This is a genomic window from Anaerostipes hadrus ATCC 29173 = JCM 17467 (assembly GCF_030296915.1).
Lineage (GTDB): Bacteria > Bacillota > Clostridia > Lachnospirales > Lachnospiraceae > Anaerostipes > Anaerostipes hadrus.
Window position 1 is genome coordinate 270,516 of record NZ_AP028031.1, and the last position, 20,160, is coordinate 290,675.

The following is a 20,160-nucleotide window of genomic DNA, read 5'->3' on the forward strand; positions in this document are numbered from 1 at the left end:
TACTGATCCAGGAAACTAAATCTCAAATAAATCACTATAAGCTTTCAGTGCTCCTTCAGTTTCATGTGCAAGTACACGTTTTGCAAGTACTTTACCAAGCTGAACACCTTCCTGGTCAAAGCTGTTTACATTCCAGATGAATCCCTGGAACATGATCTTGTTCTCGAAATGAGCTAACAGAGATCCAAGTGATTCAGGTGTTAACTGATCTCCGATGATGATACTTGATGGACGTCCACCTTCGAATTTCTTGTTGTTGTTTTCATCATCTTTACCACATGCGAAAGCAACGATCTGAGCTGCAACGTTAGCACATAACTTCTTCTGGCTTGTGCTTCCTTCGATCACAACATCTGTAGCAAGCTGGCTGTCTTTGAATCCAACGAACTGTAAAGGAACGATGTCAGTTCCCTGATGTAATAACTGATAGAAAGAATGCTGTCCATTTGTACCAGGTTCTCCAAAGATGATAGGTCCTGTTACATAATCTACAGGTTCACCAAAACGGTTTACAGATTTACCATTAGATTCCATGTCACACTGCTGTAAATGTGCTGGAAAACGGCTTAATGCCTGAGAATATGGTAAAACAGCTGTTTCAGGATATCCCTGTACATTTCTTTCATAAACACCGATCAGGGCATCTAATAAGTCAGGGTTTGCTTTGATGTCTTTGTTAGTAGCAAGCTTGTCTTCTTCAGCCATACCATCAAGGATTCTTGCAAAGACGTCTGGTCCAAATGCAAGTGAAAGGATCACTCCACCTACAGAAGATACAGAAGAATAACGTCCACCGATAAAGTCATCCATGAAGAATGCAGCAAGATAATCATCACTCTTAGCTAAAGGAGAAGTCTCACTTGTTGCAGTTAACATATGTTTAGAAGGATTTAATCCAGCTTTTACTAAAGCATCTTTAACGAAAGCTTCATTTGTTAATGTCTCTAATGTTGTTCCAGATTTAGATACAACGATAAATAAAGAACGGGAAACATCGATAGAATTTAAAACAGCAGCTGCATCATCAGGGTCTACGTTACTGATGAATTTTGCTTCCATTTTAGCGCATCCGTTTGTCTTAGCCCAGTTTTCAAGAGCGATATATAAAGCACGAGGTCCTAGATCACTACCACCGATACCGATCTGAACAACTGTAGTGAATGTTTCACCAGCTTCATTTGTGATCTCACCAGCATGTACTTTGTTTGCAAAGTCAGCTGCTTTTCTCTGCTGTTCAACGTAGAAATCACGTTTGTTGACACCATCAACGATAACGTTTTTTCCAAGCTGTCTGCGGGCTAAATGATGAAGAACAAGTCTCTGTTCTCCTGTGTTGATGATCGCTCCGTTGTATAATTCTTCGAATTTGTCAACTAACTGATGTTCATCAGCTAATTCAGCTAATACATCAAGAACTTCATCATCTACCTGTTTTGCAGCGTAGTTAAAGCTTAAACCAGAAGCCATAGGTGCAGAATATTCAGCGACACGTTTCGCACCGTTTTCACCTGTCATAGCTTCTTTGATGTCTACATGATCTTTAAGATCTTTGAGTTTAGCATAAGATGTTAAAGTATCAAGATTGTTCCATGTTACCATAAATAAATCCTCCTTAAGTCCATATAAATATAAAATGAAAGATATAAGGAAATCCAGATACAAATGGGTATCTGCACGCACTAATATCATAGAATAATTATACAAAAAAAACGCTGTAAATGCAATCTGAAATGGGACTAAGTATTAACTCATTTTATGAATTTTTGCTAACAGTAATGATGAGACCAACTGGACGTTTTATGGTTCCATTACCAAGATAGCTGTCAGAAGAAATATCATGAGACAGATCAGTTTCCCAAAGCTGATAGTCATAAGTACGATTCAAAACATAGATATTTAAATCAGCACCGTTTTCTGAGGAAAGTTTAAAAGTTTCATTCATATTTGATCTGTTTGAGACAGAAAAACCATATGCAGATGTTAAACATGATTCTAATGTCGTATTTTTTCCAGATACAGATGCAATATTTGAGAAATCATAAGTTGTTGCTGCAGATTCTTTGATTGACTGAGTTAAAGAAGTATCAGCAGTGATTGATCTTACATAAGAAACCTGATCTTTGTATCCTTCTTTTTTTACAGAATAGCTTGCAAGTCTTGTATCAACGGAAACTTCATTATTCTGACCATCTGCATCGTTCACAGAATAATTATTGACTGGAATGTATACGATCTTGCTTGTCTTATCAGAATCTTTTAAACCATAAGTGGAAATGATCTTCTTCACATCAGAGGATTTTGTGAATTCTGTATTGGAATGATAATCAGTTAAAGTTGTTGTTTTGGCAGCTGCTATGATCTGTGTTGGCTTTTTATAAGTTGTGTTTGATCTTACTCCGGTTGTACCGATACCAACTGCGAGAGCAACAGCGACGGCAGCACCCATGATATTTTTTATCATATATATTCTTGGTTCCTTTCGTGTAATTGTAAGTATTAATCTTCATTTTCTTAAATTGGGTACATTATAAATACAATATACAATCCAAGTCAAGCAAAATTCGAAGATTCAGCGTTTTGTGTAATAAAACCAAATTTAATAGGAAGTCTTTTGTGAAATTGTTTTTTGGGTTTCTAATATTGCTAAGCTATGGTACAATAAGTTTTTGTGAGTCAAAATATATAGAAAAGAGGAAAGTAATTTGGAAAATAGAGAAAAATTTTCATCTAGAATTGGATTTCTTTTGATCTCGGCTGGTTGTGCGATCGGCTTGGGAAATGTGTGGAGATTTCCATTTATCACAGGACAATACGGTGGAGCTGCATTTGTACTGATCTATCTGTTCTTCCTGATCATTTTAGGGCTGCCAATCCTTGTTATGGAATATGCAGTCGGAAGAGCCAGCCAGAAGAGTATTGCAAGATCCTTTCAGGTGTTAGAACCAAAAGGAACGAAATGGCATTGGTACAGTTATGTTGGCATGGCTGGAAATTATCTGTTGATGATGTTTTACACGACAGTAGCAGGATGGATGATCAGCTATTTTTTTAAGATGTTAAAAGGAGACTTTGTTGGGAAAAATCCAGCACAGGTAGAAAATACTTTTGGAACAATGCTGTCAGATCCAAAGGCACAGATCTTCTGGATGTTAGTAGTTATTGCATTGGGATTTTTAGTATGTTCTCTTGGTCTTCAAAATGGAGTAGAGAAGATCACAACAGTTATGATGTCATGTTTGTTTATCGTAATTCTGGTATTGATCGCAAGGAGTGTAACTTTAGATGGAGCCTCTGCAGGATTAAAATTTTATCTGATCCCAGATTTTGCAGCAGTGAAGAAACAAGGTGTGATGACGGTCGTATCCGCAGCAATGGGACAGGCATTCTTTACACTAAGTCTTGGAATAGGGGCGATCGCAATCTTTGGAAGTTACATTGACAAGAGTCGAAGACTGACAGGAGAAGCAATCAGTGTGGCAATTCTTGATACGTTAGTAGCATTAATGGCAGGACTGGTGATCTTTCCAGCATGTTTTGCATTCGGAGTAAACCCAGGAAGCGGACCAAACTTAGTATTTATCACACTGCCAAATGTATTTAACGAAATGCCAGGAAGCAGGATCTGGGGAGCGATGTTCTTCTTATTTATGAGCTTTGCGGCACTATCAACGATCATTGCAGTATTTCAGAACATCCTGTCATTTGCACAAGACCTATGGGGATGGAGCCTTAAGAAAGCGATCGTATTTAATGCAGTACTCATTATTGTGTTATCCTTACCATGTGCTCTAGGATTTAACGTATGGAGTTTTATTCAGCCACTAGGAGCAGGAACAACGATCCAGGATTTAGAGGACTTCATCGTAAGCAACAATATTCTTCCAATAGGATCTCTGATCTATCTGTTATTCTGCGTTACAAAATACGGATGGGGATGGGACAACTTTATGAAAGAAGCCAACGAAGGAAAAGGAATCAAATTCCCAAAATGGCCACGTATTTACATTACTTATATATTACCATTGATCGTTTTGTTTATCCTTGTGCAGGGGTACATAGAGAAGTTTTAATTTGTAGAGTTGGCCAACTTTAGATTTCGAGTATATGATAAAAAATAAATAAACGATCGGAAGAGCAGCTAGAGAATTTTCCTCACGTTTTTTACAGATCGCTGATCCGCCGGCTTTCCTTGCGTAACTCGCCTTCAAGGGTATTCAAAACAGAAACTCTTTGAGGCTCAAACAACGCACCAAGCCGGCTGCGAATCCGCAAAAAACGTGGCAAAATTCTAATGCTGCTCTTCCGATCGTTTATTTATTTTTTATCATATACCTGAAGTCTAAAGTGTGGACAATTACAAGATTGGAAAACTTAAGGTGATAGATGTAGGTTAAACGTTATTGGTATTTATAATAAATATCTGTTTACCACTACAAAAATTTACACAGTTGCATGTGTAGATCTATTATCTGCTCCTTCATGGCTTTTCTGGAACAGTTTCTTAAAGCAGGAAACTGCAACCATAAGTCCAAGTGCCATCAGAAGTAAAGCGACGATCAACTGTAATCCATCGATCATAAATACGAATCCACCTGTTACAAAGATCTTTGTAAAGATTCCGATCACGGCCTGTACAAGGGCTGTAAATGTTACAACTAACATGATGCACATAGGTGCGTATAACATCCATCCTTTTCTTCCTGTTGTTAATAAGAAGACAGATAATGCGATCAATACCAAAGATGCTAATAACTGGTTTGCGGCTCCGAATAATGGCCAGATGTTGTTGTATCCACCTAAGCATAATAAGAATCCGAAGAATAATGTGATAACAGTTGAGAAATATTTGTTTGTAAATAATTTTCTTACCCCTGTAAGATCAGAGCCATCAGCAGCTTCTCCCATGAATAATTCCTGGAATGACATACGTCCGATTCTTGCTACAGAGTCAAGGGATGTTAATGCAAGTGCAGAAACACACATTGTCATAAAGCAAGTAGCTACATGTTTAGGGATTCCAAGTAATGTTAAGAATCCAGCTACATTTCCTGAGAAGATCTGGAATGGTGTTCCTTCAGGCATTTTACCACCGACAGCTGCTGCACCGACAACAACTAAGGCGATAACACCTAATAAAGATTCTACCATCATAGATCCATATCCAACACAAAGCATGTCTTTTTCATTGCTGACTGTCTTAGATGATGTTCCGGAAGATACCAAACTGTGGAATCCTGAAACAGCACCACAGGCGATCGTGATAAATAATGTAGGGAATAAGCTTTTTCCACCAACATTAAATCCGCTGAATGCTGGTAAATTCATTGCTGGATGGGCAACAAATACACCAAGAACAGCACCGATGATCATTCCGACTAATAAGAAGGTACTTAAATAGTCACGAGGCTGCATCATTAGCCACATTGGCATAACAGATGCAAGGAATAAGTAAACCATAACGACTGCGATCCATGTATTTTTTGTAAAATATAATGGGAAGGCAATACCAACGGCTAACATAACGAGCAGTAATACAAGTCCTGCAACAAATTCTACTTTCTGGTTTGGTTTTACATATTTTGTGAATAATCCGAAAACAACAGCTCCTAAGATAAATAACATGGAGATAGAAGCAGCGGCAGCGTTTGGTGAACTTTTAGCACCAGTTACTGTGAATCCGTTAAATGTTCCTGCAACCATATCTGTGAAAGCTGCGATTACAAGTAAAGTAAATAACCAGGAGAACAGAAGAAATAATTTTCTTCCTGTTTTACCAATGTATTTCTCGATCAGGACACCCATGGATTTTCCTTCGTTCTTTACAGAAGCGTAAAGAGCTGTAAAATCCTGAACGGCTCCGAAGAAGATACCACCGATCAACAGCCAGAGAAGAACTGGCAGCCATCCAAACATTGCGGCGATGATCGGTCCGGTAACAGGACCTGCACCTGCGATGGATGAAAATTGATGGGAAAATACAACGGCTTTTGGTGTCGGGATGTAATCTTCACCATCTTCGTGTGTGTAAGCTGGGGTTTTCGCTTTAGGATCGATTCCCCATGTCTTAGCTAACCAGCGTCCGTAAAGGGCATAACCAGCAACTAATACGACGATTGCGATTGCTACGATTGTTAAGCTATTCATTCTTAATCACTCCTCTTAAAATAAACTCTATCATAAAATAAAATGTATTCAAAACACAGGATACAATAAAAATGAGTAAAAAAAATCTCCTGAAATGCCTGCTCAGCATTTCAGAAGACGAATATTCTCCGCGGTACCACTTCTTTTTATTACTCAAATCGTAATCCCTTAGTCACATCATTTAATGTGCTCCTTGATAACGGAAGGATTCCGGTCGCACTTACTAATGAATCATCATGTTCAGCTGACTGCTCGCAGGGGATATGGACATAAGTTCTTTATTGCCTCACAGCAACCGACAACTCTCTGAAAAAGAATTCAAATATCAATGTGTCCTGCTCATTGCATTCTGTATTTCGTTGCATTCATAATAGTCCTGTAAAAAAAGAATGTCAAGAGAAAATAATGTTCTATTTTTGATACAATCAAGCCATTAAGGCTTTGCTTACTTCCTTAAGATTCATACCGTTAGAGCCTTTGATCAGTACGACATCGTTCTTCTTTAAGTAAGTTTCAAGGAAAGCGATCAGTTCTCCGTTAGAAGAAAATGCACGGGTATGAAGAGAAGGATTTTCCTTCCATGCTTCCTCAATATAATGTCTGGAAAGTTCACCAGTGATAAAGAGATCTGTCACTTTTGTTGTAGCGATAAAACGTCCCACTTCTTTGTGGTATTCCGGTGAATCTGGTCCAAGTTCTAACATGTCAGATAAGACAGCGATCTTTCTTCCACGTGTCTTAAATTCAGATAAAATACTTAAACTTGCTTTCATGGAATCTGGGCTTGCATTATACGCATCATCGATCAGAATATAGTCGTTAACGTGGATAATATTCTGTCGCTGACCAGAAAATGTGGATAACTGTGCCTTGATCGCACTCATTGGAACATCATAGCGGAGTCCGATCGCAATGGCGGCTAATGCATTGGATACATTATGCTTTCCAAGTACATTTAAAGTGATAGGTTCTTTCATATCACCATAGTGGAATTCAAATAAAGTCTGTCCACCTTTTTCACGGATTTTTTCTGCACGGTAAGTACAATCATCTGCGAAACCGTAAAATTCATATGGTTTTTTGACATAATCGATATGTTTACGGATCATATCATTATCTCCATTTAAGAATAGGACACCATCTTCAGGCAGACCATTCTGGATATCTAATTTTTCGATACAGATATTGTCTCGGGAACCCATCATCTCAATGTGTGAAACACCAACATTTGTGACAACACCAACGTTTGGATGGATGATATTACCAAGAGTTGTGATCTGTCCCTTTTCACTCATTCCCATCTCAAGAACACCGATCTCATCTTCGGATGTCAGATGATCTAATGTTAATGGAACACCAACCTGACTGTTTTGATTTCCAATTGTTTCAAATACTTTGTATTTGCCCTTTAAAACATGTGCGATCATCTCGCGGGTTGTTGTTTTACCAACACTTCCAGTAACGCCGATGATCGGAAGAGACATTTTATTTCTGTAATAGGCAGCAATCTGCTGCATGGCTGTCAAAGTATCAGGAACTTTGATGTATGGAGCATTTCCTGAAGCTTCTGTATGTTCTTGTGTTAAGCAGGCACCGCCTTCTTTTAATGCATTAGGAATAAAAATATGGGCATCAACACGTTCTCCGATGATCGGTACAAATAAAGTGTTAGGACCGATCTCCATAGAATTCGTACTTAAGTGGTCAATCTTCATGGAAGGATCACCACATAAAAGTGTTCCGTCTGTTGCTTCTAAAATGTCTTGAATTGTTATATTCTCCATAGAAAACCTCGTTTCTTTCACTGTTAGATTTCAGCATAGGTGTGATTGATGATAACGGTTTAAAAAATTTATGCTGTTATCTACAGATTATAGCATAAAATGAAGTTGTATGATAAAATGATAGCCAGAAAATACAAAAAACATATTAGAAAAGAGGGTTCATGAGTTTTACACATTTACATGTCCATACAGAATACAGTCTGCTGGATGGTTCCAGCAAGATCAAGGAGCTAGTTCATCAGGCAAAAGAGCTTGGCATGGACAGCATTGCGATCACCGATCATGGAGCGATGTACGGAGTGATCGATTTTTACAGGGCAGCGAAAGCAGAAGGGATCAAACCGATCATTGGATGCGAGATTTATGTAACAACTGGTTCGAGATTCGATAAAGAAGCCAGTCAGGGAGATAAAAGATACTATCACCTGGTACTTCTTGCCCAAAATGACACGGGTTACCATAACTTGATGAAGATCGTTTCCAGGGGGTTTACCGAAGGATTTTATTACAAGCCACGAGTAGATTATGAAGTTCTGGAAGAATACAAGGAAGGTCTGATCGCATTAAGTGCATGTCTTGCTGGGGAAGTTGCAACTTATATCCGTGAAAATAACTACGAAAAAGCAAAGAATACGGCGTTGAGATTACAGGATCTTTTTGGAAAAGACAATTTCTTCCTGGAATTGCAAGATCACGGAATTCCAGACCAGACAAAAGTAAATACGGCACTGCTTAAGATGTCAAAAGAGACAGGAATTGATCTGGTTGCTACAAATGATATTCATTATACATTTAAAGAAGATGCCGAGGCACACGATATCCTGCTTTGTATCCAGACGGGGAAGAAAGTGCAGGATGAAGACCGTATGCGTTATGAAGGAGGTCAGTATTATTTAAAATCTCCGGAAGAAATGCAGAGATTGTTCCCATATGCAAGAGAAGCGATCGAGAATACAGGCAAGATTGCCAAACGTTGTAATGTTGAAATCGTATTTGGAGAACAGAAAGTGCCAGAATATGATGTGCCAGAAGGATACACTGCAGTTACGTATCTGAACCATTTATGCGAAGAAGGCTTAAAACGTCGTTATCCGAATATTACAAAAGAATTAAGAGAGCGGCTGGATTATGAATTGAAAACTATTGAAAATATGGGATATGTTGATTATTTTCTGATCGTATGGGATTTCATTCATTATGCAAAAGAACATGGGATCGCAGTGGGACCTGGTCGTGGTTCCGCAGCCGGAAGTATCGTTTCTTACTGTTTGGAGATCACAGATATCGATCCGATCCGGTATCAACTGCTGTTTGAACGTTTCTTAAATCCAGAACGTGTATCCATGCCCGATATCGACGTGGATTTCTGTTATGAGAGAAGACAGGAAGTCATTGATTATGTTGTAAGAAAATACGGGAAAGATCAAGTGGTACAGATCATCACTTTTGGAACTATGGCTGCAAGGGCTGTGATCCGTGATGTCGGAAGAGTTTTGGATATTCCATATGCAAAAGTAGATGGAATATCAAAGATGGTTCCAAATGAATTAAATATTACGATCGATAAAGCATTAAAGATCAGCAAGGACTTGAGAAATGCTTATGAGCAGGACGAAGAAACACATTATCTGATCGATATGTCGAAGAGACTAGAAGGACTTCCAAGACATGCCTCCATGCATGCAGCTGGGGTCGTGATCGGTAAGACAGCGATTGATGAATATGTGCCATTAGCAACAGGTGCAGATAACGCAGCTGTTACTCAGTTTACGATGACAACGATTGAAGAACTTGGTCTGTTGAAGATGGACTTTTTGGGACTTCGTACATTAACAGTCATTCAGGATGCAGAGAAAATGGTGCGAAGAAAAGTGCCGGATTTTGATATCACGAAAATTGATCCGACAGACAAAGAAGTTTATGAGATGATTGGAAATGGTCATACAGAAGGTGTGTTTCAGTTGGAAAGTTCAGGAATGAAGTCATTTATGAAAGAACTAAAACCACAGAATATGGAAGATATCATTGCTGGAATTTCTTTGTATCGACCGGGACCAATGGACTTTATTCCACGATACATTGAGGGAAAGAATCATCAGGAAAGCATACATTATGAATGTGAACAGATGGAAGAGATTCTGGAGCCAACCTATGGATGTATCGTTTATCAGGAACAGGTTATGCAGATCGTTATGAAACTAGCCGGATATACGCTTGGACGAAGTGACCTTGTACGTCGTGCGATGTCCAAGAAAAAAGGCGATGTCATGATCAAAGAACGACAGAATTTCGTTTATGGAAATGAAGAAGAAGGAATTCCAGGATGTATCAATAACGGTATTGATGAAAAGACAGCGAACCAGATCTGGGATGAGATGTTAGACTTTGCAAAATATGCATTTAACAAATCTCATGCGGCAGCATATGCAGTAGTTGCCTATCGTACAGCCTATTTAAGATGCCATTATCCAGTAGAATTTATGGCAGCCTTGTTAACCTCTGTTCTTGGAAATACAAACAAGATTTCAGAATACAGTTATGCCTGCAAGAAGTTAGGAATTAAGATTTTGCCACCAGATATTAACTATGGAGAGGGTGCGTTCTCTGTAGACCATGGAAATATCCGCTATGGACTGACTGCGATCAAGAGTCTGGGACGGCCAGTCATTGAAGCGATCATAAGAGAACGAAATTTAAATGGACCATACAGAGATTTTAAAGATCTCGTGGAACGATTATCAAGCAAAGAGATCAATAAACGAACTGTAGAAAATCTGATCAAATCGGGAGCTTTAGATTGTTTTCATGTAACAAGAAAGCAGCAGATGATCGTCTACGCCAGTGTGATCGACAGTATCCAGAAAGAACGGAAAAATGAGATCGCAGGACAGATGAGTCTGATGGACCTTCTTGGAGAAGAAGACCAGCAGTCTTTTCAGATTTCCTATCCAGATGTTGGGGAATATGAGAAAGAGCAGAAACTTGCCATGGAAAAGGAAGTGCTTGGGATCTACGTCAGTGGACATCCTTTAGAGGATGATATAGAACGCCTTGAACGAAGTGTAACAGCACATACTTCTGATTTTGTGATCGATGAAGAAACAGGAAAGACAAAGATTCACGATCGGGAAAGCTGTATCATTGGCGGTTTGATCAGTGAGATGAGTGTGAAACTTACGAAGAAGAATCAGAATATGGCATTTATCACACTGGAAGACTTAAGAGGAACCGTGGAAGTTGTCGTATTTCCAAGACAGTATGCGACATATCAGTCTCTTTTAAGAGAAGATGCCAAAGTATTTATCAAAGGAACAACACAGATTTCTGAAGAAGAAAGCAAAGTCATATGTAATCAGATCATCAGTTTTGAGGATAGCAGACAGGAATTATGGGTACAATTTGCGGATAAAGAAGCATTTTTTAAAGAAGAGGATGCATTAAAAGGTATTTTAACTTCCTATCCCGGTAAAAATCCAGTGGTGATCTATTGCAAAACAGAACGTGCTGTGAACCGTCTAGGGAGAGATTATATGGTTTCTGGTGACGAGAATTTATTATTTGATCTCGAAAAACGATATGGAAAAGAAAATATTCGGGTTAGATCGTTAGGAATATAACAAAGACTATTGAAAAATTTCTTTAAATGGATTAGAATAAAAGCCAAGTTAAGAATTGTATGGATTAATAATTGGAGGATATTGCAAATGGGAAAACCAAACATTAAAACAATTGGAGTTTTAACAAGTGGTGGAGATGCACCTGCTATGAACGCAGCAGTGCGTGCCGTAGCCAGAATTGGTAAAGAAAGAGGATTAAAAGTCAAGGGAATCCGTAAAGGTTACAATGGACTGTTAAACGAAGACATCATCGATTTAACACCAACAGAAACAGCCGATACGATCTTCCGTGGAGGTACAATCCTTTTCACAGCCAGATGTGAAGAATTTAAGACAGAAGAAGGTCAGAAACGTGGTGCTGAGATCTGTAAAGCACATGGAATCGACGGACTGGTAGTTATTGGTGGAGACGGTTCTTTCCAGGGAGCTAAGAAGTTAGCAGCGCTTGGAATCAACACGATCGCTGTTCCAGGAACGATCGACTTAGATATCGCATGTACAGAATATACGATCGGATTCGATACAGCTGTTAACACAGCGATGGAAGCGATCGACAAGATCCGTGATACATCAACATCTCATGAAAGATGTAGTATCGTAGAGGTTATGGGACGTGGAGCTGGATATATCGCATTATGGTGTGGTATGGCAACAGGAGCAGAAGATATCTTGATCCCAGAAAGCTTTGATGGAAACCTTCCTAAGGTAGAACAGCAGATCATCGAACATTTACTTCGTAACAGAGCAAAAGGTAAGACACATCATATGGTAATCAATGCCGAAGGTGTTGGACATTCTTATAGTATGGCGAAGAGAATCGAATCTGCAACAGGTATTGAAACACGTGCTACGATCCTTGGACATATGCAGCGTGGTGGAAGCCCAACAGCAAAAGACCGTGTATACGCTTCTATGATGGGTGCTTACGCAGTTGACTTATTATGTGCAGGAAAGACAAACCGTGTTGTTGGATACCAGAACGGAAGATTCATGGATATGGACATTGACGAAGGACTCGCAATGACAAAAGATATCGATGAATATCAGCTTCAGATCGCACATTTATTAGGAAAATAAATAAAACATGATCTTAGAGGAATCCTGTTTATCTAGGATTCCTCTATTTCTCTATATAGGAGCATTATTTTATGAAAGAGTTACGACCGGTACAGGTCATATTGCTTGGATTTTTAATTACAATATTTGCAGGATCGATACTGCTTGCACTGCCGATCGCAACACAAAGCGGGCAGGCAACGCCTTATATTGATGCATTATTTACAGCAACAACATCTGTGTGTGTGACGGGTTTGATCGTTGAGACAACAATGACACATTGGAGTATATTTGGGCAGGCAGTGATCATATTGCTTGTACAGATCGGAGGACTTGGTGTCATTACGATCACAACAGGAATGTTTTTTATGCTTCGAAAGAGGATCACTCTTGGAAATAGAATGTTGATTCAGGAGTCTATGGGTCTTAATACAATGACAGGTTTAGTTCCATTAGTTAAGAAGATTCTGATCGGGACAGGGATCATAGAAGGAATTGGAGCAGTTCTTTATGCGACTCAGTATGTGCCGGAATTTGGCATTGGATATGGAGTATGGGCAGCAATCTTTAATTCAATCTCGGCATTTTGTAATGCAGGAATGGATATTGTAAGAGACGACAGTCTGCGAAGCTATGTAACGAATCCAGTTATGAATTTTACGACAATGGGGCTGATCATCCTGGGAGGTCTTGGATTTGTTGTATGGAAAGATCTTTGGCAGGGATTCAAAAAGATCGTAAAAGATAAAGTTCCTGTAAAAAGGATGATACAACAATGGAGACTTCAGACCAAGATCGTGTTATCCATTACGTCATTTTTGATCTTGTTTGGTACAATATTGATCTTTCTGTTTGAATATCATAATCCAGCAACTATGGAGAGTCTGTCATTGCCACAGAAGATACAGGCATCACTGTTTCAGTCTGTGACGACACGTACCGCAGGGTTTGAGACGGTAGCACAGGGCGCATTGACGGATGCATCTTCGCTGGTTTCTATGTTTCTGATGATCATCGGAGGATCACCAACTGGTACTGCAGGCGGTGTCAAGACAGTGACATTCGCAATTCTTGTATTTTGTGTGCTCTCTGTGGCAAAACAAGAAGAATCAATTACGTTATTTAAACGAAGAGTTCCACAGAATCTGTTGGCTAAAGCGCTTGCAATCATTGTGATCAACTTGATCGTGCTGATGACATCTGTGTTATTGCTGTTGGTATTTGATCATGGGACTTTTATGGATTCATGCTATGAATGTGTATCAGCACTCGCGACAGTTGGTTTAACCAAAGGATTGACACCGAATTTGACAATCGCAGGGAAAGTGATTATCATCATTACCATGTATTTAGGGCGTGTCGGACCGATTTCTATGGCGATCGGTTTTTCACAGAAGAATAAGAAAAAGATGGTCATGTATCCGGAACAGGATCTGATCTTATAAGTGAAATAGATTCATATTATAACATGATATCGCAACGGAGGTAACGGAGAAGAATGAAGAAGTCAGTTGCAGTTTTAGGACTTGGAAAGTTTGGAAGCAGTATCGCAAGGTCACTTGCCAAAGGTGGAGCAGAAGTACTGGCAGTTGATAAAGATGAGGATCTTGTAAGAGATATCGCAGATAAAGTAACTTGTGCAGTCTGTGTGGATATATCTGATAAGGAAATGATGAACAACATCGGATTGGAAGGAATGGATGCAGTTGTGATCGCAACTGCAGAGCATTTAGATTCCGGTGTTATGGCATTGATGATCGTCAAAGAGATCGGTGTGCCATATGTTCTTGCGAAGGCAGACGGAACTTTAAAAGGAGAGATATTAAAACGTGTTGGAGCCGATGAGATCGTTTATCCAGAAGAAGAGATGGGAGCAAGGATCGCAAACAATCTGCTTGGAGGAAGTATGACAGATCTGTTTGATCTTTCTGCAGACACAAGTATCGTTAAAGTACCAGCAAGAAAAGAATGGATCAACAAATCATTAGTAGACATTAATTTCCGTGGAAAATATAACGTTAACGTCATCGCGATCGAAGGAGAAGGTGGTGTTGACGGGGCTCCAGATCCAACGAAACCGATCAAAGATGAGGAAAATCTTGTGCTGATCGGTAAGAAAGAAGATCTGGTCAAATTAAGAAAATAATAGATCGGAGGTGGATAAGAATATGATCACAACCACTCAGAATAAGCAGATCAAACAGATCATCAAATTAAAGAAGAGTGCAAGAGAAAGAAGAAAACAAGAATTATTTCTTGTAGAGGGAATTCGTATGTTTACAGAGATCCCAGAAGAATATTTATATAAAGTCTATGCATCTGAAGATTTTTATAACGAACATAGAGTGATTTTTGAACATATGGATGTGGAATTGGTATCACCTCAAGTTATGAAAGAGATTTCCGATACGATGACACCACAGGGAGTTCTTGCACTGGTGAAGATGATGAAATATTCTTTAGAAGATCTTCTAGAACAGGAAAAACCATTATTTCTGGTGCTTGAGAATCTTCAGGATCCGGGGAATCTCGGGACGATCCTTCGAACAGGAGAGGGTGCAGGGATCAATGGTGTTATCATGAGTCATGATACAGTAGATATTTATAATCCAAAGGTTACGCGCTCCACGATGGGATCAATATTTCGTGTGCCATTTGTCTATGTCGATGATCTTTTAGAAGTTGCAGAAACGATGAAACAAAAGAATATCATCACGTATGCAGCACATCTCAATGGAACAGACTATACGAAGGAAGATTATCAAAAAGGAACCGCATTTTTCATTGGCAATGAGGGAAATGGTCTGACAGATAAGTTGACAGACAAAGCACAGAAGAAGATCAAGATTCCAATGTGTGGTAAGGTAGAATCATTAAATGCAGCCATGGCATCAGGTCTTTTAGTTTATGAGGCAAGACGCCAGAGACAGGGGGTGGATTAAATGTATGCAGTTTATTGGCTGATCGCATCCGCGGTATTTTTACTTGTTGAGATCATGACACTTGGACTTACAAGTATCTGGTTTGCAGGTGGAGCCGTTGCTGCAGCGATCGCAGCACTATTTGGTGTTCCATTTTGGGTACAGATGTTGATATTTATCGTGGTAACATGTCTGTTGTTTGCACTGACAAGACCAGTTGCCAAACGATATTTAAACAGCAAGGTGCAAAAAACGAATACCGATGCATTGATCGGACAGACAGCACTTGTCAAAGAAACGATCAATAACATGGAAAGCAAAGGGTTGGTTCAGTTAAATGGCCAGGATTGGACTGCGAGAAGCTTTGAGGCTGGAGAGATCATTCCAGAAGGCAGCGAAGTGATCGTAAAAGAAATCCGAGGCGTGAAACTGATCGTAGAAAGAGAGGTATAAGATGATTATGTCGATTATTTTATTTATTATTGTTATCGCATTGCTTGCGATGATCATTTCATCCACAGTGCGTATCGTGCCGCAGGCACATGCTTATGTTGTAGAACGACTGGGTGCTTATCAGGGAACATGGTCTGTAGGACTTCATGTCAAAGTCCCATTTATTGATCGTGTTGCAAGAAAAGTCAACTTAAAAGAGCAGGTTGTGGATTTTCCACCACAGCCAGTTATCACAAAAGATAACGTTACGATGCAGATCGATACAGTTGTATATTTTCAGATCACTGATCCAAAATTATACAGTTACGGTGTAGAGAACCCGATCATGGCAATCGAGAATCTGACAGCTACAACACTTCGAAATGTCATCGGTGATCTGGAATTAGATGAGACATTAACTTCCAGAGAGACGATCAATACACAGATGAGAGCAACACTTGACGTTGCGACAGATCCATGGGGAATCAAAGTAAACCGTGTGGAACTTAAGAACATCATTCCACCAGCAGCCATTCAGGATGCCATGGAGAAACAGATGAAAGCAGAACGTGAACGAAGAGAAGCGATTCTGATCGCAGAAGGTGAGAAGAAGTCCGCGATCTTACGTGCAGAAGGACAGAAAGAATCTATGGTCCTTCAGGCAGAGGGAGATAAGGAAGCAGCAATCCTTCGTGCGGAAGCGAAGAAAGAAGCAACGATCCGTGAAGCAGAAGGTCAGGCAGAAGCAATCCGTGCGATTCAGAAAGCGAATGCACAGGGTATTGAATCAATCAAGGCAGCCAAAGCTGACGATGCAGTCATCCAGTTAAAGAGCTTAGAAGCATTTGCTAAAGCAGCTGACGGAAAAGCTACAAAGATCATTATCCCATCTGAGATTCAGGGGATGGCAGGTCTTGTAAAATCAATTACAGAAGTTGCCAAAGACGATGAGAAGAATATTGCAGATCTGATCGAAGAGCAGGTACAAGACACTGTAAAAGAACAGTAAGATCAGAAAATGTTTATGAAAATATGACAACCCTTGGCGGTATGCCGGAGCACTGAAGAGGTGTTCCGGCTTTTGCCATGTTTGATATTGATGGGAGATAAAAGATGAAGACAATCGTTTGTTATGGAGATTCTAATACTTATGGCTATAATCCGGAAAATGGATTCCGTTATGAATATGAAGAACGATGGACAACCATTTTGCAAAAGGAACTGAAAGATTCTGCGATCGTGATTCCGGAAGGATTAAACGGCAGAACAACAAGTTTTGAAGATGAGTTAAGACCAGGAAGAAATGGTGCAACATATTTAGATCCATGTTTACACAGCCACGGACCGATCGATCTGGTAGTGTTAATGCTTGGAACGAATGACCTTAAGATCCGTTTTCAGGCAACACCAACAGATATCGGAAAAGGGATCGACCGTCTGATCAAGATGATCAAATCGATCACTCCACAGAAGAGACAAGATGGACGATCCGCAAAGATCCTTTTAATGGCACCACCGCATCTTGGGGATGATCTGACAGAGATTCCAAGTGGAGAAGAGATGGGATTTGAAAGAGGGATCAGTTATTCCAAGAGATTGGCACCGATTTATGAAGACTGGGCAAAGTTTCATAACATTGAATTTCTGGATGCAGCAAAATATGCAAAAGCTTCCGAAATCGATGCCTGCCACCTGACAAGAGAAAGTCATAGGAAATTAGGTGAAATGGTTGCGAAAAAATGCAAGGAAATCCTTGAAATATAAGGGTTTCGGGTTGTTTTCAAAGATGCATTCCTATATAATAACAACTATATGATGTCTGACAGGGATCAAAGGGCAGAGACATCCAAGACACAACAAAATGGAGGAACAAAAGATGGACGCAAAGACAAGCTTAAAGGGAAGAAGTTTCTTAACATTAAAAGACTTTACACCAGAAGAAATTGGTTATTTTTTAGATTTAGCAGCGAAATTAAAAGCAGATAAGAAAAAAGGGATCACAGGAAACAGTCTAAAAGGGAAAAATATTGCTCTTTTATTTGAAAAACCAAGTACAAGAACAAGATGTTCATTTACGATCGGATGTGTTGATGAGGGTGCACACCCAGAATATCTAGGAAAAGATGATATTCAGTTAGGACACAAAGAATCTGTAGAAGATACAGCAAGAGTTCTTGGAAGAATGTTTGACGGGATAGAATTTCGTGGATTCTTACATGAGAACGTAGAGAAATTAGCAAAATACAGTGGAGTTCCAGTATGGAATGGTTTAACAGATGATTACCATCCAACACAGATCTTAGCGGACTTCTTAACATTAAGAGAACAGTTTGGAGAGATCAAAGGATTAAACTTTGTATTCGCTGGAGACGGAAGAAATAACATGAGCAACTCTTTAATGATTGGATGCAGTAAGATGGGATTGAATTTCACATGCTTAGCACCAAAGAGTTTATGGCCAAATGAAGAACTGGTAAAACAGTGCGAAGAGTATGCGAAAGAATCTGGAGCTAAGATCCGTTTTACAGAAGATGTGAAAGAAGCTGTGGAAGGTGCAGACTGCATTTACACAGACGTATGGGCATCTATGGGTGAAGAAGACAAGGCAGCAGAAAGAATTGCTTTATTAAGACCATATCAGGTAAATAAAGAAATGTTAGAGATGACAGGAAAAGATACTACAGTTGTTATGCATTGCCTGCCAGCAGTTAAAGGACATGAGATCACAGAAGATGTTTTTGAACATTATGCAGATGTGATTTTTGATGAAGCAGAAAATCGTATGCACACGATCAAAGCTGTTATGGTAGCGACTTTAGGAGAATATTAGGAGATAGGATATTCAATGAAAAGTAAGATTCTCAAGGAATTAAAGAATGCAGATGATTATATATCAGGACAGCAGCTTTGTGAGCGGTTGGGAGTTTCAAGGACTGCTGTCTGGAAGCATATCAAAGCATTAAGAGCAGAAGGTTACGAGATTGATTCTGTGACAAATAAAGGCTATAAACTTATGATGGAACCAGATCTTTTGACAAAAGAAGAAGTAGCATCCTGCCTTCATACCAAATGGCTTGGAAAAGATCTTTATTGTTATGAGACAATGGATTCTACAAATCTTGAGATCCGCCGTCTGGCAGAGGCAGGTGCCGGTCACGGAACCGTTGCGATCACAGAAGAACAGACGATGGGAAAAGGAAGAAGAGGACGAAGCTGGTTGGCAGAAGCTGGAGCAGGGATCGCGATGAGCTTTCTTCTAAAACCTCAGATCGAAGCTCAGAATTCTTCTATGCTTACGTTAGTTACTGCATTAGCGGTAAATGAAGCAATCTGTGAGACAACAGGAATTCGGGCAAAGATCAAATGGCCAAACGATATCATTGTGAATGGAAAGAAGATCTGTGGAATCCTAACAGAGATGAGCCTTCAGATGGATGAGATCAATTACATTGTAGTGGGACTTGGTATCAATGTAAATATCGATCATTTTCCAGAAGATTTAAGTGATAAGGCAACTTCACTCCAGATCGAGGGAGGAAGAAAGATCAAGAGAGCTCCATTGGCAGCGAAAGTGTTAGAATGTTTTGAGAAATATTACGATATGTTTTTGAAGACAGAAGATCTTAGCATGTTGCAAGATGAATACAATAAACTTCTGGTACATACAGACCAGAAGATCAAGGTTGTCAGAGGTTCCAAAGAAGAGATATTCTTATCAAGAGGCATCAATCATCGTGGAGAATTACTGGTAGAGGATGAAGATGGAAAGGTATCAGAAGTTTCATCCGGAGAGGTATCAGTAAGAGGTATCTTGGGATACGTATAAGAGATTCCGAGAATATATACAAGAAACAAGGAGAAATACAAAAACATGTATCAGGATAAAGTTACATTATGCGGTTCCAATGCATATGAGAAGAAATATTACTTAAACCCTGATTTTTCTGGATTACCAGAACAGATCAAACAGGAACTGCAGATTGCATGTGTACTATTTACAGCAGAAGTCGGCGGAGTCTTGACATTAGAGTTCGATGAAGAAGGCAAATTAAATTTTGTTACTCATGTGGAAGATAATGATTTCTTTTACGATGAGATCGGAAGTGAACTGATGATCAAGAAACTAAGACAGGAAAAACAGGATTTCTGGGAGTCCTTGGAACTATATTATAAAATATTCCTTTTGGGAGAAGATGAGGTATAAAT

At 39.4% G+C, this 20,160-nt stretch carries 16 protein-coding genes and 1 other annotated feature; of the genes, 12 read left to right on the forward strand and 4 right to left on the reverse strand.

From position 1 onward, the window contains the following. Positions 1 to 15: 15 nt before the first annotated feature. Entirely contained in the window at positions 16 to 1,599 is a 1,584-nt protein-coding gene (locus QUE18_RS01275) for a glucose-6-phosphate isomerase (protein ID WP_040343681.1), read from the reverse strand. A 154-nt stretch (positions 1,600 to 1,753) separates the two neighbouring features. Then, entirely contained in the window at positions 1,754 to 2,461 is a 708-nt protein-coding gene (locus tag QUE18_RS01280) for a hypothetical protein (protein ID WP_009202771.1), read from the reverse strand. Between the two features lie 241 nt (positions 2,462 to 2,702). Between QUE18_RS01280 and QUE18_RS01285 the strand changes: the two genes are divergently transcribed. Beyond that, positions 2,703 to 4,070 (forward strand): sodium-dependent transporter, encoded by a 1,368-nt coding sequence (locus QUE18_RS01285; protein WP_009202770.1) that lies wholly within the window; start codon positions 2,703 to 2,705, stop codon positions 4,068 to 4,070. A gap of 370 nt (positions 4,071 to 4,440) precedes the next feature. Here QUE18_RS01285 and QUE18_RS01290 read toward each other — a convergent pair whose 3' ends face one another. Then, entirely contained in the window at positions 4,441 to 6,144 is a 1,704-nt protein-coding gene (locus QUE18_RS01290) for a carbon starvation CstA family protein (protein WP_008393823.1), read from the reverse strand. A 110-nt stretch (positions 6,145 to 6,254) separates the two neighbouring features. Continuing rightward, positions 6,255 to 6,496 (reverse strand) — a binding site (T-box leader). Positions 6,497 to 6,569: 73 nt separating this feature from the next. Further along, on the reverse strand, positions 6,570 to 7,928 hold the full coding sequence (locus tag QUE18_RS01295) for a UDP-N-acetylmuramoyl-tripeptide--D-alanyl-D-alanine ligase (RefSeq protein WP_009202769.1): 1,359 nt from the start codon (positions 7,926 to 7,928) through the stop codon (positions 6,570 to 6,572). A 161-nt stretch (positions 7,929 to 8,089) separates the two neighbouring features. Between QUE18_RS01295 and QUE18_RS01300 the strand changes: the two genes are divergently transcribed. From QUE18_RS01300 to QUE18_RS01350, 11 genes are all read left to right on the forward strand, one after another. Further along, on the forward strand, positions 8,090 to 11,545 hold the full coding sequence (locus tag QUE18_RS01300) for a DNA polymerase III subunit alpha (RefSeq protein WP_008393826.1): 3,456 nt from the start codon (positions 8,090 to 8,092) through the stop codon (positions 11,543 to 11,545). 87 nt (positions 11,546 to 11,632) lie between these two features. Continuing rightward, the gene (gene pfkA / locus QUE18_RS01305) at positions 11,633 to 12,622 is read left to right on the forward strand and encodes a 6-phosphofructokinase (RefSeq protein ID WP_009265852.1); all 990 of its coding nucleotides are present in this window, start codon (positions 11,633 to 11,635) and stop codon (positions 12,620 to 12,622) included. Positions 12,623 to 12,693: 71 nt separating this feature from the next. Next, positions 12,694 to 14,046: a TrkH family potassium uptake protein gene (locus tag QUE18_RS01310; RefSeq protein WP_009202768.1), complete on the forward strand. Its 1,353-nt coding sequence runs from the start codon at positions 12,694 to 12,696 to the stop codon at positions 14,044 to 14,046. A 53-nt stretch (positions 14,047 to 14,099) separates the two neighbouring features. Continuing rightward, on the forward strand, positions 14,100 to 14,747 hold the full coding sequence (locus tag QUE18_RS01315; RefSeq protein WP_008393829.1) for a potassium channel family protein: 648 nt from the start codon (positions 14,100 to 14,102) through the stop codon (positions 14,745 to 14,747). 22 nt (positions 14,748 to 14,769) lie between these two features. After that, positions 14,770 to 15,543: a TrmH family RNA methyltransferase gene (locus QUE18_RS01320; protein ID WP_040343666.1), complete on the forward strand. Its 774-nt coding sequence runs from the start codon at positions 14,770 to 14,772 to the stop codon at positions 15,541 to 15,543. Continuing rightward, positions 15,544 to 15,975 carry an NfeD family protein gene (locus tag QUE18_RS01325; protein ID WP_009202766.1) on the forward strand — a complete coding sequence of 144 codons (432 nt, stop codon included), beginning with the start codon at positions 15,544 to 15,546 and terminating at the stop codon, positions 15,973 to 15,975. Positions 15,976 to 15,982: 7 nt separating this feature from the next. Further along, complete coding sequence (locus QUE18_RS01330; RefSeq protein WP_008393832.1) at positions 15,983 to 16,963, forward strand: SPFH domain-containing protein; 981 nt, start codon at positions 15,983 to 15,985, stop codon at positions 16,961 to 16,963. A gap of 104 nt (positions 16,964 to 17,067) precedes the next feature. Beyond that, the gene (locus QUE18_RS01335) at positions 17,068 to 17,718 is read left to right on the forward strand and encodes an SGNH/GDSL hydrolase family protein (RefSeq protein WP_008393833.1); all 651 of its coding nucleotides are present in this window, start codon (positions 17,068 to 17,070) and stop codon (positions 17,716 to 17,718) included. 112 nt (positions 17,719 to 17,830) lie between these two features. Further along, positions 17,831 to 18,784 (forward strand): ornithine carbamoyltransferase, encoded by a 954-nt coding sequence (argF, locus tag QUE18_RS01340; protein ID WP_015530642.1) that lies wholly within the window; start codon positions 17,831 to 17,833, stop codon positions 18,782 to 18,784. Positions 18,785 to 18,799: 15 nt separating this feature from the next. Continuing rightward, a complete protein-coding gene (locus tag QUE18_RS01345; RefSeq protein ID WP_009202764.1) occupies positions 18,800 to 19,780 on the forward strand; it encodes a biotin--[acetyl-CoA-carboxylase] ligase in 981 nt (326 codons plus the stop codon). Between the two features lie 45 nt (positions 19,781 to 19,825). Further along, positions 19,826 to 20,158 carry a DUF6145 family protein gene (locus QUE18_RS01350; RefSeq protein ID WP_008393839.1) on the forward strand — a complete coding sequence of 111 codons (333 nt, stop codon included), beginning with the start codon at positions 19,826 to 19,828 and terminating at the stop codon, positions 20,156 to 20,158. Positions 20,159 to 20,160: the final 2 nt, after the last annotated feature.